This window comes from Novosphingobium sp., from assembly GCF_030699305.1.
Lineage (GTDB): Bacteria > Pseudomonadota > Alphaproteobacteria > Sphingomonadales > Sphingomonadaceae > Novosphingobium.
In genome coordinates, this window is the sequence record NZ_JAUYNB010000021.1 from 110,158 (window position 1) to 133,094 (window position 22,937).

20 protein-coding genes and 1 tRNA gene are annotated in these 22,937 nt (G+C 64.1%); 7 read left to right on the forward strand and 14 right to left on the reverse strand.

The annotated features are described in order from the left end of the window. Both Q8Q53_RS09595 and Q8Q53_RS09600 read right to left on the reverse strand, forming a co-directional pair. Positions 1-2,172: a M3 family metallopeptidase gene (locus Q8Q53_RS09595; RefSeq protein ID WP_305701548.1), complete on the reverse strand. Its 2,172-nt coding sequence runs from the start codon at positions 2,170-2,172 to the stop codon at positions 1-3. A gap of 68 nt (positions 2,173-2,240) precedes the next feature. Then, positions 2,241-4,268 (reverse strand): M13 family metallopeptidase, encoded by a 2,028-nt coding sequence (locus Q8Q53_RS09600; RefSeq protein ID WP_305701549.1) that lies wholly within the window; start codon positions 4,266-4,268, stop codon positions 2,241-2,243. 245 nt (positions 4,269-4,513) lie between these two features. Between Q8Q53_RS09600 and uvrA the strand changes: the two genes are divergently transcribed. From uvrA to Q8Q53_RS09615, 3 genes are all read left to right on the forward strand, one after another. Continuing rightward, positions 4,514-7,405: an excinuclease ABC subunit UvrA gene (gene uvrA, locus Q8Q53_RS09605; protein WP_305701550.1), complete on the forward strand. Its 2,892-nt coding sequence runs from the start codon at positions 4,514-4,516 to the stop codon at positions 7,403-7,405. A 128-nt stretch (positions 7,406-7,533) separates the two neighbouring features. After that, positions 7,534-7,827: a hypothetical protein gene (locus Q8Q53_RS09610; protein ID WP_305701551.1), complete on the forward strand. Its 294-nt coding sequence runs from the start codon at positions 7,534-7,536 to the stop codon at positions 7,825-7,827. 120 nt (positions 7,828-7,947) lie between these two features. Continuing rightward, complete coding sequence (locus Q8Q53_RS09615) at positions 7,948-9,339, forward strand: aminomethyl transferase family protein (protein WP_305701552.1); 1,392 nt, start codon at positions 7,948-7,950, stop codon at positions 9,337-9,339. Between the two features lies 1 nt (position 9,340). On the opposite strand, the gene Q8Q53_RS09620 is transcribed toward Q8Q53_RS09615, so the two are convergent. The 9 genes from Q8Q53_RS09620 to infA form a co-directional block, all read right to left on the reverse strand. Beyond that, positions 9,341-10,123 (reverse strand): IclR family transcriptional regulator, encoded by a 783-nt coding sequence (locus tag Q8Q53_RS09620; RefSeq protein ID WP_305701553.1) that lies wholly within the window; start codon positions 10,121-10,123, stop codon positions 9,341-9,343. Continuing rightward, positions 10,123-10,512, reverse strand: coding sequence for a nuclear transport factor 2 family protein (locus tag Q8Q53_RS09625; RefSeq protein WP_305701554.1), 390 nt, complete (start codon positions 10,510-10,512; stop codon positions 10,123-10,125). Before Q8Q53_RS09625 ends, Q8Q53_RS09620 begins: the two co-directional genes overlap by 1 nt. Beyond that, positions 10,509-11,642 (reverse strand): cobalamin-independent methionine synthase II family protein, encoded by a 1,134-nt coding sequence (locus Q8Q53_RS09630; RefSeq protein WP_305701555.1) that lies wholly within the window; start codon positions 11,640-11,642, stop codon positions 10,509-10,511. Before Q8Q53_RS09630 ends, Q8Q53_RS09625 begins: the two co-directional genes overlap by 4 nt. A gap of 76 nt (positions 11,643-11,718) precedes the next feature. Beyond that, positions 11,719-12,792: a YeiH family protein gene (locus tag Q8Q53_RS09635; protein WP_305701556.1), complete on the reverse strand. Its 1,074-nt coding sequence runs from the start codon at positions 12,790-12,792 to the stop codon at positions 11,719-11,721. 393 nt (positions 12,793-13,185) lie between these two features. Next, positions 13,186-13,261 (reverse strand) — tRNA-Phe (locus Q8Q53_RS09640). 87 nt (positions 13,262-13,348) lie between these two features. Further along, a complete protein-coding gene (gene yacG / locus Q8Q53_RS09645) occupies positions 13,349-13,513 on the reverse strand; it encodes a DNA gyrase inhibitor YacG (RefSeq protein ID WP_305701557.1) in 165 nt (54 codons plus the stop codon). Beyond that, a complete protein-coding gene (locus Q8Q53_RS09650) occupies positions 13,510-14,469 on the reverse strand; it encodes a ribonuclease (protein ID WP_305701558.1) in 960 nt (319 codons plus the stop codon). Before Q8Q53_RS09650 ends, yacG begins: the two co-directional genes overlap by 4 nt. Further along, positions 14,462-15,034, reverse strand: coding sequence for a nucleoside triphosphate pyrophosphatase (locus tag Q8Q53_RS09655; protein WP_305701559.1), 573 nt, complete (start codon positions 15,032-15,034; stop codon positions 14,462-14,464). The genes Q8Q53_RS09650 and Q8Q53_RS09655 overlap by 8 nt, the downstream gene beginning before the upstream one ends. A gap of 17 nt (positions 15,035-15,051) precedes the next feature. Next, on the reverse strand, positions 15,052-15,297 hold the full coding sequence (gene infA / locus Q8Q53_RS09660) for a translation initiation factor IF-1 (protein WP_189540329.1): 246 nt from the start codon (positions 15,295-15,297) through the stop codon (positions 15,052-15,054). Between the two features lie 268 nt (positions 15,298-15,565). Here infA and Q8Q53_RS09665 point away from each other — a divergent pair, with 268 nt between their 5' ends. Further along, the gene (locus Q8Q53_RS09665; RefSeq protein ID WP_305701560.1) at positions 15,566-18,040 is read left to right on the forward strand and encodes a TonB-dependent receptor domain-containing protein; all 2,475 of its coding nucleotides are present in this window, start codon (positions 15,566-15,568) and stop codon (positions 18,038-18,040) included. Positions 18,041-18,095: 55 nt separating this feature from the next. Here the strand turns inward: Q8Q53_RS09665 and Q8Q53_RS09670 are convergent, their stop codons facing one another. The 3 genes from Q8Q53_RS09670 to Q8Q53_RS09680 form a co-directional block, all read right to left on the reverse strand. Continuing rightward, entirely contained in the window at positions 18,096-18,530 is a 435-nt protein-coding gene (locus tag Q8Q53_RS09670) for an MAPEG family protein (protein ID WP_305701561.1), read from the reverse strand. Between the two features lie 13 nt (positions 18,531-18,543). Then, entirely contained in the window at positions 18,544-18,975 is a 432-nt protein-coding gene (locus tag Q8Q53_RS09675; protein ID WP_305701562.1) for an MAPEG family protein, read from the reverse strand. Positions 18,976-19,061: 86 nt separating this feature from the next. Continuing rightward, the gene (locus Q8Q53_RS09680) at positions 19,062-20,039 is read right to left on the reverse strand and encodes a threonine/serine dehydratase (RefSeq protein ID WP_305701563.1); all 978 of its coding nucleotides are present in this window, start codon (positions 20,037-20,039) and stop codon (positions 19,062-19,064) included. A gap of 62 nt (positions 20,040-20,101) precedes the next feature. Between Q8Q53_RS09680 and Q8Q53_RS09685 the strand changes: the two genes are divergently transcribed. From Q8Q53_RS09685 to Q8Q53_RS09695, 3 genes are read left to right on the forward strand one after another with little or no spacing between them, the layout of a single operon-like run. Next, positions 20,102-21,313 (forward strand): saccharopine dehydrogenase family protein, encoded by a 1,212-nt coding sequence (locus Q8Q53_RS09685; RefSeq protein ID WP_305701564.1) that lies wholly within the window; start codon positions 20,102-20,104, stop codon positions 21,311-21,313. Continuing rightward, positions 21,313-21,636, forward strand: coding sequence for a hypothetical protein (locus tag Q8Q53_RS09690; protein ID WP_305701565.1), 324 nt, complete (start codon positions 21,313-21,315; stop codon positions 21,634-21,636). The genes Q8Q53_RS09685 and Q8Q53_RS09690 overlap by 1 nt, the downstream gene beginning before the upstream one ends. A 41-nt stretch (positions 21,637-21,677) precedes the next feature. Beyond that, a complete protein-coding gene (locus Q8Q53_RS09695; protein WP_305701566.1) occupies positions 21,678-22,880 on the forward strand; it encodes a carboxynorspermidine decarboxylase in 1,203 nt (400 codons plus the stop codon). Positions 22,881-22,937 lie beyond the last annotated feature (57 nt).

Sequence of the window (22,937 nt, forward strand, 5' to 3'; positions counted from 1 at the left end):
TTACTTCAGCCCGCGCGCTTTCAGCATCGGTTCGACGCTGGGATCGCGGCCCGCGAAGGCACGGTACATCTCGGCGTAGTCCTTGCTGTTGCCCTGGCTCAGCACCATGTCGCGGAACCGCTGGCCGTTTTCACGGGTCATGCCGCCGTTGTCGACGAACCACTGATAGGCATCGTGGTTGAGCATTTCGGTCCACTGATAGGCGTAATACCCGGCCGCATAGCCGCCGCCCCAGATGTGGCGGAAATAGCTGGTGCGATAGCGCGGCGGCACCTTGCCGGTCAGCAGCCCGAGCGAGCCGAGCGCCTGCGTTTCAAACGCATTCACGTCCTGTCGCCCTGCGCTGGCGGGCAGCGCGTGCCACTTCTGATCAAGGATTGCGCCGGTCAGCGCCTCGCCCAGCGCATAGCCCTGATTGAAACGGGCGGCGCGTTCCACCTTGTCGACCAGTTCCTGCGGCATCGGCGCGCCGGTCTGGTAGTGCTTGGCGAAGTTGGCGAACACGCGCGGCTGGGTCATCCAGTTTTCGTTGAACTGGCTGGGGAACTCCACGAAATCGCGCGCCGTGTTGGCGCCCGAGATCGAGGGGTAGCGCTGGTTCGACAGGATGCCGTGCAGCGCGTGGCCAAATTCGTGGAACATCGTTTCAGCATCGGTGAAGCTGACCAGCAGCGGCTGGCCCGGTGCGGGCTTGGGCGAGTTCTGGACGTTGAACACCACCGGCTTGGTGCCCATCAGGTGCGACTGGTCGACAAAGTTCGACATCCACGCGCCGCCCTGCTTGTTGTCGCGCTTCCACGGGTCGAAATAGAACAGCGCCATCTCGCTGCCGTCCTTGTCATAGACGGTATAGACGGTGACGTCCGGGTGATAGACCGGCAGGTCGGTGCGCTGCTTGAAGGACAGCCCGTAAAGTTGGTTCGCGGCGAAGAACACGCCGTTTTCCAGCACATTGGTGATTTCGAAGTACGGCTTCACCTGGCTTTCGTCGAACGCGTACTTTTCCTTGCGCAGCCGCTCGGCATAGAAATCCCAGTCCCACGGTTCGACGCTGAACTTGCCGCCGGTGCGCTTGATCAGCCCGTCCAGTTCAGCCGCTTCACGCCTTTGCGCAGCGGCGAGGGCGGGGACCAGACCTTCCATGAACTTCAGCGCGTTGCCGGGGTTCTTGGCCATCTGGTCCGACATGGTGAAGCTGGCATAATCGGCAAAGCCCAGCAGCTGGGCCTTTTCGGCGCGCAGCTGCGCCAGTTCGGAAATCAGCGCGCGGGTATCGTTCGCGCCGCCCCGTTCGCTGCGGTTCCAGCTGGCTTCGAACAGCGCCTTGCGGGTGGCGCGGTTGGACAGCCGGGTCAGCAAAGGCTGCTGGGTGGTGTTCTGAAGCGGGAGCAGGAACTTGCCCTTCATCCCCCGGTCCGCCGCAGCCTTGGCCGCAGTGGCGATTTCGGCGTCCGAAAGACCCGCCAGTTCCGCCCTGGTGTTCACCACCAGCGCCGCATCGCGTGTGCCGGCGGTCAGCTTTTGTCCGAAATCGGTCTGGAGCGTTGAAATCCGCCCGTTAAGCGTCTTCAGCTTTTCCTTTTCCGCCCCTGCCAGCAATGCGCCGTTCTGGACGAAGCGGTCATAGGTGATCTTCAGCAGGCGCTGCTCATCCGCGGCAAGACCCAGGCTGTCGCGCTGATCGTAGAGCGCCTTGACCCGCCCAAACAGCTTTTCGTTGAGGTAGAGCGAATCTCGCAGCGCGGCGAGTTTCGGCGCGGTCGCGCTGTCCACCTTGTCAAGCGTGTCATTGGTATTCGCCGCCGTCAGCGCGCTGAACACATAATAGGCACGGGTCAGCATCTGGCCGGTCTTTTCCAGCGCGATCATGGTGTTTTCGAACGTCGGCGCGGCGGGATTGTTGGCAATCGCCGCAATCTCCGCCTCGTTGATGGCGATGCCCTGCTCGATGGCGGGCTGGAAATCGCTGTCCTTGATCTTGCTGAAATCGGGGGTCTGGAATGGCAGCGTGGAGACTTGCGCGAACACGCCGGTCCCGGTGGGGATCACCGGGGCATACGGGGCAGGTGCCGGGGCGGCTTCGACGGCCGGGACGGAGGCGACGTCGTCCACCCGGCCAGTGCAACCGGCCATGGCCAGCGCGGACAGTGATACGAGAGCAAGCTTGTGCATGAAAAGTCCTTGAATAATCCGGTCCGGGGCAGCGCGGCGGCTACCTCCGGTTCGTGTGATGGCCTGGCTTACCAGATTTTTGCGCGTTGTTCCGGTGCAATATACATCGCATCGCCCGGCTTAACCCCGAATGCCTGATACCACGCTTCGATGTTCCGGGTCGGGCCGAGCAGGCGGAAGCGCTGCGGGCTGTGCGGATCGGTCGCCACCTGGTTGCGGATCGCGTCTTCGCGCGCCTTGCCGCGCCACACTTGTGCGAAGGCCAGGAACAGCCGCTGTTCACCGCTGAGGCCGTCGATCACCGGTGCGTCCTTGCCGCCCAGCGACTTGCGATAGGCATCCAGCGTGACCAGCAGCCCGGCCAGATCGGCGATATTCTCACCCATCGTCAGGTCGGGATTGACGAATGCACCGGGCGCGGCCTCATACTTGGCATACTGATCGCCGAACACTTTGGCGCGTTCTTCAAAGCGCTTGCCATCGTCTTCGCCCCACCAGTCGCGCACCGCGCCATTGGCGTCGATCTTGCGGCCCTGATCGTCGAACCCGTGGATGATTTCGTGGCCGATCACCGCGCCAATCGCGCCATAGTTGACTGCATCGTCCGCCGCCGGGTCGAAGAACGGGGCTTGCAGGATCCCGGCCGGGAACACGATCTTGTTTTCCAGCCCGCCGTTATAGGCGTTCACCGTCTGCGGGTTCATGCCCCACTTCTTGCGATCCACCTTCTTGCCCAGATCGGCCATCGTGTAGGCATAGTTGAACTGGCCCGCGCGCTTGACGTTTCCGTAAAGGTCATCGGACTTCACTTCCAGCGCATCGTAATTGCGGAACTTGTCGGGATAGCCGACCATCACGTCCATCCGCGTCAGCTTTTCCAGCGCGGCGGTCTTGGTGGACTCGCTCATCCAGTCATTCGCCTTGATCCGGTCCGCCATGGCGAGGTTGAGGTTGACGACCAGCGCTTCCATCTTGGCCTTGGACGATGCCGGGAAATACCGCGCGACGTAATCCTGCCCGACCAGTTCGCCCAGCGAGCCATCGACCTGTCCAACGGCGCGGCGCCAGCGCGGGCGCTGCTGGGCCTGGCCGCTCAGCGTCTTGACGTATTCGAACCGGCTGTCGACCAGCGCCTTGGTCAGGTACGGTGCGGCCTGATCGGCCACGTGGAACGCCTGCCACAGCTTCAGCGTAGCCAAAGGTGTCTTGTCATACAGCGCCGAAATATCGCGGATTGCGGTGTTTTCGTTGACGATGATCCGCTGCTGCGCGCCGATCCCGGCGCCTTCCATCAGCGCGGTCCATTCGATGCCGGGCGCATAGCTCATCAGCTGCGCGCTGCTCATCGGGTTGTTGACCTTGTCGATGTCGCGGCGGTCGGCCACTTTCCAGCTGACCTGCGCAAGCGCAGTTTCGAACGCCATGATCGTTTTGGCCGCCGCTTTGGGGTTGGCGTGGCCGATGGCCTTCATCGTGCGCTCGATATAGCCGGCATAGGCCGCGCGCTGGGTCTTGAACTGATCCGCGAAGTAATACTCACGCTCGGGCAGGCCGATGCCGCCCTGGCTCATCCACAGCACGTTGACGGTCGGATCGGTGGTATCCGCGTAAGGCCCGGAATCGACCAGCGAGATGCCGAACTGGCCCGCCGTGCCGCCCATGAACCGCGCGAAATCACGTTTCGTTGCAATCGCATCCAGCACCGCCAGATCGGCCTTCAGCGGGGCCAGCCCCAGCTTCTCGGCGCGCGCTTCGTCCATGTAGCTGTCATAAAAGGCGCGGTATTTTGCCTCTGCCGGGCCTTCGGTGATCAGCTTTTGCAGCTGTTCCTGCGTGGTTTCACGCAGATCGTTGAACGCGCCCACGCTGGGCCGGTCGGCCGGAATCTCGGTCGCGTCGAGCCACTTGCCGCTGGTATAGCGCTGGAAATCGTCGCCCGGCTTGGCGGCGGTATCCATGGCGGACAGATCGACGCCCCAGGTGCCGAAGTGCGGCTTGGCAGCGGTGCTGGTAGCCGGAGCAGGGGCGGTCTGGGCCAGGGCGGGAGCAGCACCAAGCGTCAGCAAGGCAGCGGTCAGAAACAGGTGCGACTTCATGGTTTTGGTTCCCCTCAGAACGGCTGCACGCGGGCCGGATCAGCAGTCCGCAAGAATGCAGCATGCGTCGCGCGCCGGGTATAAAGTGTCAAGGTTGTCTGCCGAACTGGGTGCGGCGTTGGTCGGCGGGCGCGGGCGGTTCCGAAATACGGCATTGCGATTCCCCACGATCACTGCGTAATGCCCACAAGGCGCTGGCCAGCGCCTCTTGCCTCCTGTGAACAGATGTGGAACAAATGCGGCCTATGTCGCTGAACAAGATTGTCGTGCGCGGCGCGCGCGAGCACAACCTCAAAGGCTTTGATGTCGAGCTTCCGCGCGACAGCCTGATCGTGATTACCGGCCTGTCAGGCTCCGGCAAGTCGAGCCTGGCGTTCGACACGATCTATGCCGAAGGACAGCGCCGCTATGTCGAGAGCTTGAGCGCCTATGCGCGCCAGTTCCTCGAAATGATGCAGAAGCCCGATGTCGAGCATATCGACGGGCTCAGCCCCGCGATCTCGATCGAGCAGAAGACCACCAGCCGCAACCCGCGCTCCACCGTCGCCACGGTGACGGAGATCTACGATTACATGCGCCTGCTCTGGGCGCGGGTCGGCGTGCCCTATTCCCCCGCCACCGGCCTGCCGATCGCGGCGCAGACTGTCAGCCAGATGGTCGACCGGGTGATGACCCTGCCAGAAGGCACGCGCGCCTATCTGCTGGCCCCCGTGGTGCGCGCCCGCAAGGGTGAATACCGCAAGGAACTGGCCGAATGGCAGCGCGCCGGCTACACCCGCGTCCGCATCGACGGCGAATTCCACGCCATTGAGGAAGCCCCCGCGCTCGACAAGAAGTACAAGCATGACATCGAAGTCGTGGTGGACCGCATCGCCGTGCGCGAAGGCATCGAAACACGGCTGGCCGACAGTTTTGAACAGGCGCTGAAACTGGCCGAGGGGCTAGTCTTTCTCGACCTGGCCGATGGCGTGGTGCCCGGACGCGAGGAAGAGAAAGGCGGCGCGATGAAAGGCGCCGGCCTCCCGCCCAACCGGATCGTGTTCAGCGAAAAGTTCGCCTGCCCGGTCTCCGGCTTCACAATTGAATCGATCGAGCCGCGGCTGTTTTCGTTCAACGCCCCGCAAGGCGCCTGTCCGGCCTGCGACGGGCTGGGTGAAAAGCTGTTGTTCGATCCGCAACTGGTCGTCCCCAACGAAACGCTCAGCCTGAAGCAGGGGGCCGTGGTGCCGTGGGCGAAATCGAACCCGCCGTCGCCCTATTACATGCAGGTGCTGGCCAGTCTGGCGGCCGAATACGGATTCAGCCTGGAAACGCCGTGGCAGGAACTGCCGGGCGAGGTGCAGCTGGTGATCCTTTATGGCACCGGGGGCAAGCCAGTGGCGCTGACGTTCATGGACGGCAAGAAAAGCTACACCGTCAAGAAGGCGTTCGAAGGGGTGATCGGCAACCTCAACCGCCGGATGCTGCAAACCGAAAGCGCCTGGATGCGCGAGGAACTGGGCAAGTTCCAGACCGCGCAGCCGTGCGAAACCTGCGACGGCGCGCGGCTCAAGCCGGAAGCGCTGTCGGTCAAGATCGCGGGCCAGCATATCTCGTCGCGCACCCGGCTGTCGGTGTCGGACGCGCTTGAATGGTTCTCCACCCTCAATGACCAGCTGACCGGCCAGCAGCAGCAGATTGCCAAGGCGATCCTGAAGGAAATCAACGAGCGGCTGGGCTTCCTCAACAACGTTGGCCTCGATTACCTCAATCTCGACCGGACCAGCGGCACGCTGTCGGGCGGGGAAAGCCAGCGCATCCGGCTCGCCAGCCAGATCGGCAGCGGGCTTTCGGGCGTGCTTTACGTGCTGGATGAACCCAGCATCGGCCTGCACCAGCGTGACAACGACCGGCTGCTCGAAACGCTGCGCCGCCTGCGCGATCTGGGCAATACCGTGATCGTGGTGGAGCATGACGAAGACGCGATCCGCACTGCCGATCATATCGTCGACCTTGGCCCCGGCGCGGGCGTCCACGGGGGCGAGATCGTGGCGCAGGGCACCCTGGAGGACATCCTCAAATCCAAGACCAGCCTGACCGGGCAGTACCTGTCCGGCGCGCGGAAGATCGCGGTGCCGAAGCAGCGCCGCAAGGGCAACGGCCACCACATTACCGTTCACAACGCGCGGGCCAACAACCTGACCGGGGTAACCGCCAGCTTCCCGCTCGGCACATTTTGCTGCGTGACGGGCGTGTCGGGCAGCGGCAAGTCCAGCCTGACGCTCGATACGCTTTATGCCGGGGCGGCGCGCACTCTCAACGGCGCGCGGGTGATCGCGGGGGCGCATGACAAGATTACCGGGCTGGAACTGTGCGACAAGGTGATCGAGATCGACCAGTCGCCGATCGGCCGCACCCCGCGCTCCAACCCGGCGACCTATACCGGCGCGTTCACCCAGATCCGCGACTGGTTTGCGGGCCTCCCCGAAAGCGCCGCTCGGGGCTACAAGGCCGGGCGGTTCAGCTTCAACGTCAAGGGCGGGCGCTGCGAAAAGTGCCAGGGCGACGGGCTGATCAAGATCGAGATGCACTTCCTCCCCGACGTCTACGTCACGTGTGAGGAATGCCACGGCAAACGCTACAACCGCGAAACGCTGGAAGTGAAGTTCAAGGGCCACTCGATCGCCGACGTGCTCGACATGACGATCGAGGACGCGGAGGAGTTCTTCAAGGCGGTGCCCCCGATCCGCGACAAGATGCACATGCTGAACGAGGTGGGCCTCGGCTACGTCAAGGTTGGCCAGCAGGCCACCACGCTGTCCGGGGGGGAGGCGCAGCGGGTGAAACTGGCCAAGGAACTCAGCCGCCGCTCGACCGGACAAACGCTCTATATCCTCGATGAACCCACCACCGGGCTGCACTTCGAAGATGTCCGCAAGCTGCTGGAAGTGCTGCACCGGCTGGTCGATCAGGGCAACAGCGTGGTGGTGATCGAGCACAACCTCGATGTGATCAAGACCGCCGACTGGGTGCTGGACCTCGGCCCGGAAGGCGGCGTGCGCGGCGGCGAGATCGTAGCCGAAGGCACCCCCGAACAAGTCGCCGCCAACCCCGGCAGCTTCACCGGCGGCTACCTGAAAGCGCTGTTGGAGCGCTGACGCGTCTTGTTTCGGAAGGGGGTAGGGCGGCCTGGCAGTGCGCGCTGGTTGTGCCCTGCGCCGCCAATTCATTTGACGGTTCGCGTCCATCCAGCATGATCGGCAAAACAGGAGAGGGACCACCGCTTATGCTCGACACACTTGCCCCGTTCATCGGGCTGATCGGCCTGATTGGCTTTGCCGGTCTCGCCGGAATCAAGCACCCTGCCTACAAGTCGCGCCCCGGTGGCGGTATCCGCATGCTGGGCCTGCTGGGCCTCGTCGGCCTGATCGGGTTCTGGGTTCCCGGCGCGGGTGCGATCGGTGCCAGCGGGGCGCTGGGGCTGTGGAACCACCAGAACCCCCGACTAGCCTTCTGGGGCAAGCTCGGCTGGGCGTCATTGGCGGGCCTGCCGTATCTGGTGCGGTGGGCAATGGGGTGATCGCGCAGTCACTATCGTAATTTCATAAACACGAACTTTTCATGCACGCGAAAATGTGCCACAGGGATTCGGGAGCGGAGCGCGGATGGCGTCCGCACGGGATCATGAGAAGGATGCACCATGGCTGATACGCTTGAAACCATGCTCGGCGGGACGGGCGATATCGTGGAACTGCTGCGCAACCAGCAGGTCGGCCCAAATGTCTATCCCGGCGTTCCGGCGGAATATTCCAACTGGCGCGCCGAACAGTGGGCGTGGCAGCACACCGCGGTGCTCTATAACCAGAGCTACCACATGGTCGATCTGGAAGTGCGCGGGCCGGATGCGTTCGCGATGCTGGAGTATCTGGCGATCAATTCGTTCAAGGGCTTTGTCCCCGACAAGGCCAAGCAGTTTGTGCCGGTGACCCCCTATGGTCACGTGATCGGCGACGTGATCCTGTTCTATCTGGAAGAACAGCGGTTCAACCTGGTCGGCCGCGCGCCCTCGATCGAGTGGGTGGAATTCCACGCCGCGTCGGGCAAGTGGAACGTGGAAGTCGAGCGCGATGAGCGCTGGGCGATGCGCACCGATGGCAAGCGCAAGAACTATCGCTTCCAGGTGCAAGGCCCCAACGCGATGAAGATCATCGAACGGGCCACCGGGATCGTGCCGCCCGACCTCAAGTTCTTCAACATCACCCACCTGACTATCGCGGGCAAGACCGTCCACGCGCTGCGCCACGGGATGGCCGGGCAGCCGGGCTGGGAACTGTATGGTCCGTGGGAAGACTACGGCGCGGTCCATGCCGCATTGGTCGAAGCGGGCAAGGAATATGGCATGGCACTGGTCGGCGGCCGGGCCTATTCATCCAACACGCTGGAATCGGGCTGGATTCCGTCGCCGCTGCCCGCGATCTATACCGGGGATGAACTGAAGCCGTTCCGCGAATGGCTCTCGGCCAATTCCTATGCCGGCAAGTGCTCGATCGGCGGTTCCTATGTGCCGGACAGCATCGAGGGCTATTACCTGACCCCGTGGGATCTGGGTTACGGTCCGTTCGTGAAGTTCGATCACGATTTCATCGGCCGCGCGGCGCTGGAAAAGATCGCTGCCGGACCGCACCGCAAGAAGGTGACGCTGGCGCTCGACAACGAAGACGTGATCCGCGTCCAATCCTCGGCACTGTCGAAGGGCGACCGGGCGAAGTTCATGGAATATCCCAGCGCCGTCTATGCGATGCACCCGTTTGACGAAGTGCGCGCCGAAGACGGCAGCCTGGCGGGCCTGTCGACCTGGATCGGTTACACCGCGAACGAGGGCAAGTTCCTGACGCTGGCGATGCTCGATGCGAAGTATGCCGAACCCGGCACCAGGGTCTCGCTGATCTGGGGTGAGCCGAACGGCGGCACCAGCAAGCCCACTGTCGAACCCCACGTGCAGACCGCGATCAAGGCGATTGTGGCGGCAACGCCCTATGTCGAGGCGGCGCGCGACAACTATGCCGATGGGTGGCGGACGAAGGGGGCCTGAGCTAGATCCCGGCCAGGCTCGCGGCCGCGCGGGCCAGCGCGGCGCGGGCCTTGGCCGCGACGTGCGGGTTGAACCGCACAGCGGGGATAGCGACGGCAAACGCGCCGACGGCCTCCCCGTTCAGCCATGCCGCCGCGCCAAGCCCGCAGATGCCGGGGGTGTTTTCCTCATGCGCTTCGGCCACCCCGTCACGCCGGATCTGTTCCAGCGCGGCGCTCAGCGCGGTTTCATCGACCAGCGTGTGCGGGGTAAAGCGCGGGCGTGGGCATTCGGCGAAATAGCGCGCCAGTTCGGCTTCGGGCAGGGTGGCGAGGATCGCCTTGCCCGCGGCGAGGGCGTGGAGCGGCTTGCGGTGGCCGGGTTCGATTGCATAGCGCAGCGCCTGCCCGCTCGCCTCGGTCACCAGCGCTTCGACTTCCCAGCCGGTGCGAACCATGAAGCTGGCGGTTTCATCGAGTTCGCGGCGCAAGATATTGACCAGCGGCTCCACCCGGTCAGCCAGGGTCAGGTCGGCCGGCGGCGCGGTCAGCCGGCGCAGGCCCGGTCCGGCCCGGTAACGGCGACCATCGCGGATCAGGTATTCGCGCTCGGCCAGCGTGCCCAGCAGGTAGAACAGGCTGGACACCGGAATGTCGAGCGCGGCGGCGATGTCCTGCGCGATCGGGCCTTGCGGATGGGCGACCACGAATTCAATGATATCGAGCGTGCGCAGCGCCGATTTGACCGTATTGGACGGGTTTGGGTTGGCCGTGTTTGGGTTGGCCGATTTGGCTGTCTGGGGCATTACCAGGCCAGCGATCCGCGCCGCTCGGCAAAGCGCCAGCCCTCGGCAGTCAAAACGAACCGGTCGTGGAACGATCCGGCCAGCGGCGCGGCGCCCTCGCTGAACAGCACCATTGCGCTGGTGCCGCGCGCGGCGGCGGGGCCTTCCACATCGATCACGACGTTGGAGCAGACGTGCCGGGTCTTGCGCGGCGGGCGGCTCTGGAACGCGGCCAGGATCGCCGCGCGGCCGCTGATCGGCGCATCCGGCGCGGTCGGACGGGTCATCAGCCCGTCCTCGGCATAGAGCGCGGCAAGCTCGGCCCAGCGGGCCTCGTCATTGAGGTTGGCGTAAAGCGCGATCAGCCGCGCGCAGTCAGCCTCAATCGCGCGGCGTTCGTCACCCGTCACAGGCGGCTCGCGGCGATATCCGCGCCTTCGCGCAAGTTGCGCAGCTTGCGCCAGGTGACGATGGGGTCGATCTTGCCATAGCCCGCGAACGTGCCGAAGCCGCAATCGGTGCTGGCGACCACGCGGTCGGCTCCGACGATGTCGGCGAAGCGCTCGATCCGCTGGGCGATCAGCTCAGGATGCTCGACATAGTTGGAACAGGTGTCGATCATGCCGGGGGCCAGGATCTTCCAGTCGGGCAGCCTGGCATCACGCCAGACTTTCCATTCGTGTTCGTGGCGGGGGTTGGCGGCTTCGAACAGGACAGTGGCAGGGCGGGCGCCGACGACGATGTCGATCACCTTTTCCAGCGCGATGTCATGATCGTGCGGGCCTTCGTAGTTGCCCCAGCACACGTGCATCCGCATCCGTTCGGGCGGAATGTTGGCGGTGGCGGCGTTCAGCGCCTCGACATTGGCGGCGGCGATTTTCAGGAACTCCGCGTCGCTGGCATCCTGATACCCGGTGTGGCGGCTCATCGCGAGGTCGGGGCAATCGAGCTGAAGGTAGAAGCCGGCATTGACGATCGTTTCGTATTCCTCGCGCATCGCATCGACCAGCGCGGCCAGATAAGCCTCGTGGCTGGGGTAGAACCGGTTGACCTGAAACGCGGTAATCAGCCCCGGCGAGGCGGCGTTCATGAACGCTTCGGTATCCGGCCCGGCCTGCTTGTCGAGCGCGGCGCGGAACCGGCGGATATCATCGTGGAGCGGCTCCAGCGTGATCAGCTTGACCTCGTCGATGCAACTGGCGCGGACGAAATCCTGGCTGCCCATCATCACCGACAGCTTTTTGGCAAGGTCTGGCACTTCGGCCAGATCGGCGGCAGGCTTGCGATCCGTATGCCCGCCAAAGCCGGACAGCCGTTCGATCATGTAAGTCGAATAGCCGACCTTGCCCAGTTCGCCGTCCGATACCACGCTGACGCCTGCCGCGACCTGCTGCTTCACCGCTTCTTCCACGGCGGCGCTGACCACCCGGTCGAACTCGGCCGCGTCATAGGGTTTGCCCGCATCGCGCGCGAGCAGCAGCGGGGTCAGTTCTTCACCGCGCGGCAGGCTGCCAACATGCGTGGTCTTGATGTGGGTCATGCGAGAACCTCTCACTCAGATCATTTCGTGAAACATTCGCATATATGAATGGCACTGGCAAACGCAGATCGCAGGATCACAGCAGCAGGATCACAAAACCCAGCGCAACGCCAAAGCTGACCACCGTCGCCGCGAGCACCGGCACCGTCGCGCGCCAGCCCATTTCCATCAGCAGGTCCATCCGGCTGCGCATCGCGGTGGCGGTAACAGCCAGCAGCAGCAGCGCCTTTGACCCGACCAGCGCATAGTGCGACAGCACCGGCGGCATCGTGACCACGCTGTTGAGCGCCACCGTGGCCAGAAACGCGGTGATGAACCAGGGCATGGCCAGGCGCCTCCACAGCGGCTGTCCGGCGGTGCCTTCGGCCGGGGTCAGCGCCAGCGAGACGAGCGCGACGACCGGGGCCAGCAGTGCGACGCGGGCCAGCTTGACGATGGTCGCATAGCTACCCGCCGCGTCGGAAAAGGCATAGCCGCCGCCGATGGCCTGCGCGACGTCATGGATCGAAGCGCCGATCAGGAACCCGGCCTGCCGGTCTGACAGCGCAAATTCCTCGGCCAGCATGGGATAGACCGACATCGCAAACGCGCTGGCGAGCGAGATGCCCACCAGCGTCAGCGCGAACTGGGCCTGACTGAGCCGGTGTTTGCCGATCACGCCATAGAGCGCGAGTGCCGCGCTCGCCCCGCAGATCGCGGTCGCACCGCCTGCCAGCATCCCGGCATAAGTTGACTGCCCGCTGATCCGGCTGCCCACCACGCCCGCCAGGATCGTCGCCGCCATGACCACCACCAGCGCGCCGAATGGCGCAGGCCCCAGCGCGCCGATCTGGGCGAAGGTCACTTGCAGCCCCAGCATCACAATCCCGATCCGCAGGCAGGTGCGCGAGGCGAAATCGAGCCCCAGATGGGTGCGCGGATCGCGCGCGATGAAGTTCAGCGACAGGCCGACCAGCAGCCCCAGCAGGATGATCGGAAAGCCATAGTGTTCGGACAACCACGCCGCCGCCGCCGCCGCCACGCCGCAGATCGCCAGGCCGGGAAACAGCGTTTCCCTGGGCTTATCGGCCTTCGGCGCGGTTTCGGCCAGGTGCATCTCACCGAACAGGTCGCCGCCATAGGGCAGCGTATCCCAGTCAACCTGAGCCATGCCACGTCCGTCGCCGGCGTTCGGGCCTGCCCCGGTATTTCTGTCCTGCGGTGTCATATCCCGCTTTCCTTGTTCATCTGGCGTGCCCGCCTCTCCGGGAGAGTGTTTTGTCGCCTCCGAATCAGAGCGCATAGACGATGGCTTGGGCAACATCGCAATAGCCCATAGATGCCGTGAATGCTGCAAGGCGCAAGACTGAGGAACAGCGTCGCGTTGAGAAGTTCGTCCACGCATCCGGCCTGAGAAGGAGGTTTCAGGAGGCGCGCGCCTGTCAGGCTATCCCCACATGCAGGAAGCCGACAGGTTTGCGCGGCCATTTTCCATGCGCGATGCAAGCGCACCCGCTGCGACGGATCAAAGGCGAAATGCCGGGTTGGGGGCTTGATGGGGAAATGGTGCCCGGAGGCGGATTCGAACCACCGACACGCGGATTTTCAATCCGCTGCTCTACCAGCTGAGCTATCCGGGCAACGCAATGACGGGGCCTTATCGCGTCCCGCCAATGATTGGAAGCGCGCCTATGGCGAAGCAGGTGACGCTTGGCAAGTCTGAATTATCAATCATCACCCTCTTCGCGTCCGACGACTGGACCGGGCAGGGCGTAGCCATCGTCCAGCCACCGCACGAGGTCGCGGTCGCGACAACGGGTGGAGCAAAACGGGGTGTGCTCAGCGCTGCGGGGCTTGCCGCAGACCGGGCATTTGCGGGTGTTGGTCGTCATGCTGTGGTCGCCTGCGCGAAACCGCCGTCGAGCGCAAGCGCGGGATTTTCCGACCAGCGCAGCACCCGCCCGGTCCGGCGAGCGAGCGCGGTTTCCCACTCGGCGCGAATCGCCGCCCGGACAGCGGGATGACAGGTCACCAGCAACACGCCGGGTTCGGTCACGTTTTCTGCCCTGCGGAGCAGCAGGCGCGCTGCGGCAGCGGTGCGATAGCGGGTCAGCAGCGTCAGTAACGAAGGGCGTTCCAACCGGGCGACCAACTGGACAAACCCGAAGCCGTTCATGCCGGTGCGTTCATGCGCCCAGTGGTTGAGCGTGACCTCCAGCGCCACATCCACAGCGCGGCGATCGGCCTTGTCGGGCAGGGTGGGGAAATCGATCCCGATCGATCCGGCCAGATCCATCCGCCCGGCAGCAGCTGCGATTGCGGGCACCGCTGCCAATGCCAGTGCGGCCGGGGGCAGGGAGCCGTCGATATCGATCAGCGTCATTGCCGGGGTGGGGGTGATGGTCAGGCTACCGCCCTTGAAATCGACGCTGCCGCTCCACGCATCGGCGAAGACATCGTCCCATGTCCCGGCGGGAAAGCGCTGGACGCATCGCCCGCCCAGTTGTTCGGCCAGGCCTGGCGCGGAGCAGGGTGCGGCGATGCTTGGCCGGGCTTGCGCGCGTTTCAGGCGGCCGCGCTCGGCGATGGCGGCACGGGTGACGATCAGGCGCAGCGTAGCGCCTTCACAGGCGTCGTGCGGCAGGCTGTCGACCAGCGCTTCTTCGCCGCTGGCGAAGCGGGCGGTGCCGCGTTTCGATCCGCCGGAACGGGCGATCAGGACCGCATCCTCGATCTGACCGGCTTCCAGCCCGCCCGGCCAGCGCAGCCGCGCGGCCAGCACTTCGCCGCCATCCAGCAGGATCGCGCGCTCCTCGCCGATCCCGTCCTCGATCAGCCACTCAGCCAATGGGAAACCCCGCCGATTTGAGGAGGCTGCGGGTTTCGAACAATGGCAGGCCGACCACGCCGGAATGGCTGCCTTCGATCCAAGCGATCAGCCCTTCGGCGCTGCCCTGGATGGCATAGCCGCCTGCCTTGCCGTGCCATTCCCCGCCCGCGATATAGCCATCGACTTCGGCCGGGGAGAGCTGTTTGAACCGGACGACGGTCTCCGACAGTTTCTCGCGCAGCGAACCGTCAGGGTGTTTCAGGGCGATGGCGGACAGCACGCGGTGACGGCGGCCTGACAGCAGCGTCAGGCAGCGGCGCGCAGTGGCTTCATCCTCAGCCTTCGGCAGGATGCGGCGACCGCAGGCAACCACCGTATCGCCGGCCAGAACATAGGACCCGCCGCCATCAACGGCGGCCGCCTTTTCGCGTGCCATGCGCGCGGCATAGACGCGCGGCAGTTCCGAGCGAAGCGGGCTTTCGTCAATGTCGGCAGCGGCCACGCCAGCCAGTTCAACGCCCAGCCGCGCGATCAGTTCGCGGCGGCGGGGGCTGGCAGAGCCAAGGATCAGCGAGGGCGCCATACCGCCCGCATTCTCGTTCAATATTGTCCGGGGCCACCGCGGCCAGGCATGAAGCGATAGGTGATCCGGCCCTTGGTCAGATCATACGGGGTCAGTTCGACGAGCACTTCATCGCCCACCAGCACGCGAATGCGGTTTTTGCGCATTTTGCCCGCGGTATGACCAAGGATTTCGTGGTCATTTTCCAGCCGGACACGGAACATGGCATTGGGCAGTAGTTCAACCACCTGGCCACGCATTTCGAGCAGTTCTTCTTTCGCCATCCGCGATCAGTTTCCGTTTATGTCGGTGTGATTTCGGCGCGCCATAGCCCCGTGCGGCGCAAAAGGGAAGCCTTAGGCGTGTTGCACCCCTGCAACCCTGTTTCACGAACGCGACAAATTGTTACGTGGTGCGACTTGCCAAGGCGGGCACAAGGCCCCACCTCACAACCGGGGAGCGGGGAAGCCTGCACAAAGCGCGGATTAATTACAGCAATTGGACGCCATGCCCAACCATCATACACTCTCCATTACCGCCCTTGCCATCGCCATGATTGCATCGCCCGCGTTCGCGGCTGCTGATCCCCAAGATGTGCCGGACTCTGCCGAAGCGGCATCGCAGGACGAGGAAAATCTGCTGGATCGCGGTGGTGACATCGTGGTGATGGCGACCCGCGTTGCCGGACAAGTCGAAGCGCCGCAGCCCCCAATCGCAACGCTCGATGAAAAAGACCTGCAATCGCTGGGCGCGGCAAACCTGACCGATGTGCTCGCGCGGATCAGCCCGCAGACGACATCGGGGCGCGGGCGCGGCGGCGGGATGCCGGTGGTGCTGGTGAATGGCCAGCGGATCACCAACTTTCGGGAAATGCGCAATTTCCCCCCGGAAGCCGTGCGCCGGGTTGAAATCCTGCCGGAAGAAGTTGCCTTGCGGTTCGGCTATCCGGCCGATGCACGGGTGGTGAACTTCATTCTGAAGGACAACTTTGCCAGCAAGACGGTTGAAGTTGAAACGGGAGTGCCGACGCGCGGTGGGTTCCAGACATACGAGGTTGAAGGAACCGCGCTGCGGATCGCAGGCAAGCAGCGGTTCAGCGTAACCGGCAAGATTGACGATACTTCGCCTCTGACCGAAGCCGAGCGCGGGGTGATCCAGTCGTCCGCGCCCACGGTCAGCACCGATCCCGATCCGGCAGCGGCACGCACCCTGATTGCAGATTCGCGCGAACTGTCGCTTGGCACGGCATGGTCGCGCGGGCTGGGCAAGGATGGGCTGGGCGGTCAGATTTCGCTCAGCGGCAATGCCGCGCGCAGTGACAGCCGCAGCCTGTCCGGCCTCAATCTGGTGGTCTTGACGGCACCGGGCGGGGCAAGCGCGATCCGGTCAGTCGGCGATCCGCTGGAGCGGTTGACGCGCAGCACGACGTTGCAAGCCGGTGCGGGGTTCAACACGTTTCTGGGATCGTGGCAGCTGAATGCCACGCTTGACGGCAGCCATGGTGAAAGCCGCACATTGATCGACCGCCGCCTCGACACGTCCTCGCTGGTGTCCGCAGCGGCGGCGGGGACACTGGTGATTACCGGCGCTTTGCCCGCACCCGGCGATCCCGGACAGGACACGGTGCGCAGCAACACCGAAGCGGTGACCAGTCTGGTCACGCTGGTCGGACGGCCGACGCGGCTTCCCGGCGGCGAAGTGACCACGACGCTGAAAGGCGGCTTTGCATGGTCGAACATCGACAGCAGCGATAGCCGCAGCACGGTTGGCCCGGTGTCGTTGAAGCGCGGGGATCTGTCTGCCGGGGTCAACCTGGGCATTCCGATCACCAGCCGCCGCGAAGGCTTCGGGGCGGGGCTGGGCGATATCTCGCTGAACTTCAGCGCCGGACTGAATCACCTGTCGGATTTCGGCGCAATCAAGGACTGGAGTGCGGGGCTGACCTGGTCTCCGGTTGAAGGTCTGGGCCTGCAAGCCAGCTATCTGGTGAACGAGGCTGCTCCCAGCCTTGGTCAGCTTGGCAACCCGCAGACCATCACGTTCAACGTACCGGTCTATGACTTCACGCGCGGGGAAACCGTGCTGGCGGCTGTCACCAGCGGCGGCAACCCGGCGCTGCTCAAGGAGCGCCAGCGGGACCTGAAGTTTGGTGCGAACTGGAAACTGCCGTTCCTGAACAATTCCAACCTGCTGGTGGAGTACTTCCGCAACCGGTCGAATGACGTAACCACATCGTTTCCGCTGCTGACGCCGGATATCGAAGCCGCGTTTCCCGGCCGGGTAACGCGCGATGCGACGGGCCGGATCATTGCTGTCGATCAGCGGCCGGTGACGTTTGCGGAACAGGCCAGCTCACGGCTGCGTTGGGGGTTCAATCTGGCGGGCACACTGGGCAAGGCACCAGAAGGCGCGCCCGGCGGTATGATGATGGGTGGCGGACGTCCCGCTGGCCCCGGCGGCGCGCCCGGCGGACGCCCGCCCGGAGCAGGCGGCGGCGGCGGTCGCGGCGGGATGATGGCGATGATGGGCGGACCGGGCGGCGGGCAGGGCCGCTGGAACCTGGGTGTCTATCACACGGTGCAATTCGACAGCACGGTGCTGGTCGCGCCCGGCGGGCCGCTGCTTGACCTGCTGGGCGGCGATGCGCTGTCTGCCGGAGGGCAGCCGCGCCATGCTCTGGAAATGAATGGCGGCCTGTTCAGGAACGGCTTCGGAATGTTCCTGAACGGCAGTTGGATGGCCCCCGCAACGATCCGCGCGACCGGAACGCCGGGGTCGAGCGATCTGCGGTTCGGCAGCGTTACCAAGTTGCGGATTTCGGCGTTTGCGGATCTGGGAGCGCGCGCCGGACTGATCAAGGCAGCGCCATTCCTCAAGGGTAGCCGGGTGTCGCTGCGGGTCGATAATCTGTTCGATTCGCGCCAGAAAGTGACCGATGCGAGCGGGACGGTGCCACTCAGCTACCAGCCCGACTATCTCGATCCGCGCGGGCGGGTAATCGAGGTAGAGTTCCGCAAGATGTTCTGAGCCAGAGTTTTCCGGATAGTGCTGGCCGGGGCGAACCCCGGCCAGTCACCCAGCATCACCCGTGGAACACCGCCATCACGAGGTGCAACGTCAGCGCAATCAGCGTCAGGCTGGACAGCGCGAACAGCAGGAACCGCAGCATCACGCGGTTGACCGTGGCCTGCACCAGCGAATGTGCGATCCGCAGGCCGACGTAGACCCAGCCGAGCGTGGCGTTCAGGCCATCGCCCTGACCGATCAGCGCCAGCGCCAGCGCGACGGCATAGAATACCGTCGGCGCTTCGTGCAGGTGGTTATAGTTGTGGGCAATCCACTGGATCTTGCCGGGCAGCACGCCATCCAGATCCTTGCCGGTGCCGCCGACCATGCCCTTGGCATCGACCTTGGCCGCGCTCATGGCCGGGAGGCGGGTGGCATACATCCACAGCCACATGATCATCGTCCAGCCGGCCAGTACGGCCAGCGGTTTCAGGATTTCCATTCCAATCATCGGTCAGTCTCCCTTATGATGCGCCGAGCGTGAGCATGGCGGCGCGCACGGCCAGCACCAGCAGGCACAGCGTGGACAAGTTGAACAGCGTGAAGCGCACCGGAATGGTGTTCACCGTGGCTTGCCATACCGAATGGACGATCCGCAGCGCGACATAGGCCCAGGCGAACAGCACGTCGTGCTCGTTCGCCCCCAAGATCGCCAGCGTCGCCAGCGTGGCATAGAACAGCGTCGGCTGTTCCAGCAGGTGGGTGTAGTTGTGCGATTTCCAGTTGATCGAATCCGGTAGCACCCCTTCCAGATCCTGCCCGCGCCCGCCCGGTTTGGCAGCGCCAAGGCCGCCGTTTTTGGCGATGGCTGGCAGGCGGGTAAGCGCCATCCAGAACAGCATCACAATCGTCCACAGCGCCAGTACGGCTCCGGGCGCTAATATCTGCGCTTGCATTGATTTCTCCCCCTCGTCGTTCGTGACGATCTCGTTGACCCGAGGGGGAGGAAGGTGTGCTGCCCGTAACCGATTGTCAAATGCAACTAATCGTGGCTGGTCAGCACTTTGGCGAAGTCTGCCGGATCGGTATTGCTGCCCGTGACCAATAGCGTGGTGCGTCCGTCAACCGGCACTTTTCCCGCCAGCGCCGCCGCCAGCGCCGCCGCGCCGCCGGGTTCGACCACCAGATGCAGCTTACTGAATGCAAACCGCTGCGCCGCGCGGACTTCGGCCGGAGTTACGGCCACGCCATAGCCGCAGCGCGCTTTCAGGATGGCGAAGTTGATCGGGTAAGTCGCGGGCGTTTGCAGCGAATCGCAGGCGGTGGGCGGCGCATCAGCCGCCACGCGCTGGATTTCCCCGCTGGCCAGGCTGCGGCACACATCGTCCCAACCTTCGGGCTCGACCGGCACGATTTCCGCATCGGGGCAGGCCAGCGCAAGGCCCGCCGTCAGCCCGCCGCCGCCGCAGCACGCGATCACGCGGGTCGGGCCGTCCAGCCCACGTTCCTGCATCTGCGCAATGATTTCCGTGCCGGCGCTGCCTTGCCCCTCGATCACCCACGGATCGGCATAGGCATGGACCAGCGTCGCGCCGCGTTCCGAGCAAAGCCGCTGGGCGAGCGCATCGCGGTCTTCGCCGCCGGGGCGGTCATACAGCACCACTTCTGCCCCCAGCGCGCGGGTGGCCGCCAACTTCACAGCAGGCGCATCGACTGGCATCACGATGGTCGCTGCAATTCCCAGCCGCCGCGCGGCCCATGCCACGCCCTGGGCATGGTTGCCGCTGGATACGCCGACCACGCCGCGCGCGCGCTCATCCGCTGACAGGTCCGACAGCCGGTGCCAGGCGCCGCGAATCTTGAACGCGCCGATCGGTTGCAGGCTCTCGGCCTTCACCCACACCCGTTGGCCGTGTATTTCTGTTTCCAGCAGTGGCGTGCGGGGCAATAGTTCGGCTAGCTTGGCCGCCGCGCGGGCAACGCCTTCCTGGGTGGGGCTGCGCATTTGTTGTGCTGTCATGAAACAATCCTATATGCGCGGCATCGCCCATTAGGAAGTGTCGGGCCAAAGGAGATTCGCAGGTGAGCAAGGTTCTGGTGATCGGTGCGGGCGGCGTCAGCTCGGTTTGCGTCCACAAGATGGCGATGAACAGTGGCATCTTCAGCGAGATCCACCTCGCCAGCCGGACCAAGGCCAAGTGCGATGCGATTGCCGCCTCGGTCAAGGACCGCACCGGCGAATCCGTCCAGACGTATGAAATCGATGCCGAGGAAGTGCCCGCGCTGACCCGGCTGATCCAGCAGATCGGCCCCAAGCTGGTCGTCAATCTGGCGCTGCCCTATCAGGACCTGCCGATCATGGACGCGTGTCTGGCCGCCGGGGTCAGCTATATGGACACCGCGAACTACGAGCCGAAGGACGAGGCCAAATTCGAATACCACTGGCAGTGGGCCTATCATGACCGGTTCAAGGAAGCGGGCCTGATGGCGCTGCTGGGTTCGGGGTTCGATCCGGGCGTCACCAGCGTGTTCGCCACCTGGCTGAAAAAGCACAAGCTGCGCACGATCCGCACGCTCGACATTCTGGATTGCAACGGCGGCGATCACGGTCAGCATTTTGCGACCAACTTCAACCCGGAAATCAACATCCGCGAAGTGACCGCCCCGGCGCGGCACTGGCTGAACGGCGAATGGGTGGAAACGCCCGCGCTGACCATCCGCCAGAACTTCGATTTCGAAGCGGTCGGCCCGAAGAACATGTACCTCATGTATCATGAGGAAATCGAGAGCCTGAAAACCCACTTGCCGGAGATTGAGCGCATCCGCTTCTGGATGACCTTCGGCGATGCCTATATCACCCACCTGACCGTGCTGCAGAATGTCGGCATGACCGGGATCGAGCCGGTACGCTTTCAGGGCAAGGATATCATCCCGCTCCAGTTCCTCGCCGCCGTGCTGCCCAAGCCTGAAACTCTGGGGTCGACGACCACCGGCAAGACCAACATCGGCGACATTGCCACGGGGCAGGCGCTGGACGGGAGCGGCGAGAAGACGTTCTACATCTACAACATCTGTGACCATGAGGACGCGTTCCACGAAACCGGCAATCAGGCGGTGAGTTACACGACCGGCGTTCCGGCCATGATCGGCGCGGCGATGCTGCTGACCGGCGCATGGACGGGCGCGGGCGTGTTCAACATGGAACAGTTCGATCCCGATCCGTACATGGACATGCTGAACCAGCATGGCCTGCCCTGGCAGGTGAAGGAACTGGCTGGCCCGCTGGCGTTCTGATGAAGGTTGCAATCAATACTCCAGGTCAACACGATCGACATGAATCGGAAGTCCGCTTCGTTGCTTCTGTGGACGGCAAGCCGCTGAGCGTAACAATCACTGATTACGCGCTTTTCATCGTCGGTGAGGCACTCGGACTTCCTCCTTCGGAGCCATTAGTGATCTACGCTGCCGGGGGGTCTTTGTTGAAGTGTGTCGTTGCTGAGGCGCTCAAGAGTAGGCTCGAGCTTCAAGCAACGTTGTTAATAACTGACTCTGATGTGTTGAAGGTTACGGGAGCTGAGATTGGGCTGCCCAATGTGCCGAAGCGATGGAAGCTTTAATAAGGTCGGTTTAGATCAACCTTGTGTCGTAGGAGACTAGATTGGAAACCCGTGCCGGTGATCCGGGAGCATTCGCCGAGTTCGACCTCGCGCGCGTCGACAGCCCCGCGTTCGTGGTCGATGCGGCGCGGCTGCGGGCCAATCTGGCGGTGCTGGCCGATGTGCGGGACCGGGCCGGGATCAAGGTGCTCGCCGCGCTGAAGGCGTTCTCGATGTGGAAGGTGGCGCCGATTGTCGGCGAATACCTCGACGGGGTCTGCACCAGCGGGCTGTGGGAAGCACGGCTGGCCGATGAGCATTACAACGGCGGTGAAATCGCGACGTATTGCGCGGCTTACAAGGCGGAGGATCTGCCGGAAATCCTGCGCTTGTCGGATCATGTGATCTTCAATTCGCCGGGACAGATCGCCCGGTTTGCGCCGCAAGTGGCGGCGGCGCGGGCCGCTGGGCAAGTCTTCCACGTCGGACTGCGGATCAACCCGCTGCATGCCGAAGGCGAGGTTCCGCGCTATGATCCGTGCGCGCCGCATTCGCGGCTGGGCTTTCCGGTCGACCAGTTGACGCCTGAATTGATGGCCGGGGTGGAAGGGTTGCACTTTCACACCCTGTGCGAACAGGACTTTGAACCACTCCACCGCACCTGGGAAGCGGTGAAGCCGCGCATCGCGCCCTATCTTGGCCAGCTCAAGTGGCTCAATTTCGGCGGCGGCCACCACATCACCCGCGCGGATTACCAGCGCGACCAACTGGTGGCGTTCCTCATAGCGGTGAAGGCGGAAACCGGCTGCGCGATCTATCTGGAGCCGGGCGAGGCGGTGGCGCTGGACGCGGGCATTCTGGTCGGCACGATCCTGGATACCCACTGGAACGGGATGCCGCTGGCGATCACCGATATTTCTGCCACCTGCCATATGCCCGATGTGATCGAGGCACCGTATCGTCCGGCGATGCTGGGTGAATTGCCGCAGATCGATACGGAGATCGACGAGGGCGCTGGCGGCGCGGTGCGGCTGGGCGGGCCATCCTGTCTGGCCGGTGATGTGATCGGCGATTACCGGTTTCCGGTAGGCCCCGATATTGGCCAGCGCTTCGCATTTCTCGATCAGGCGCACTATTCGATGGTCAAGACGACGACCTTTAACGGCGTGCCGCTGTCATCGATCTGGTTGTGGGATAGCGCTGACGACACCTTGGAATGTGTTCGCCGGTTTTCCTACGCGGATTTCCGTGACCGGTTGAGCTGAACCACCTTGCCAACCGGCTTGCCCTCCCATACCGTCATGGGGTGGGCGCGCGTCCGA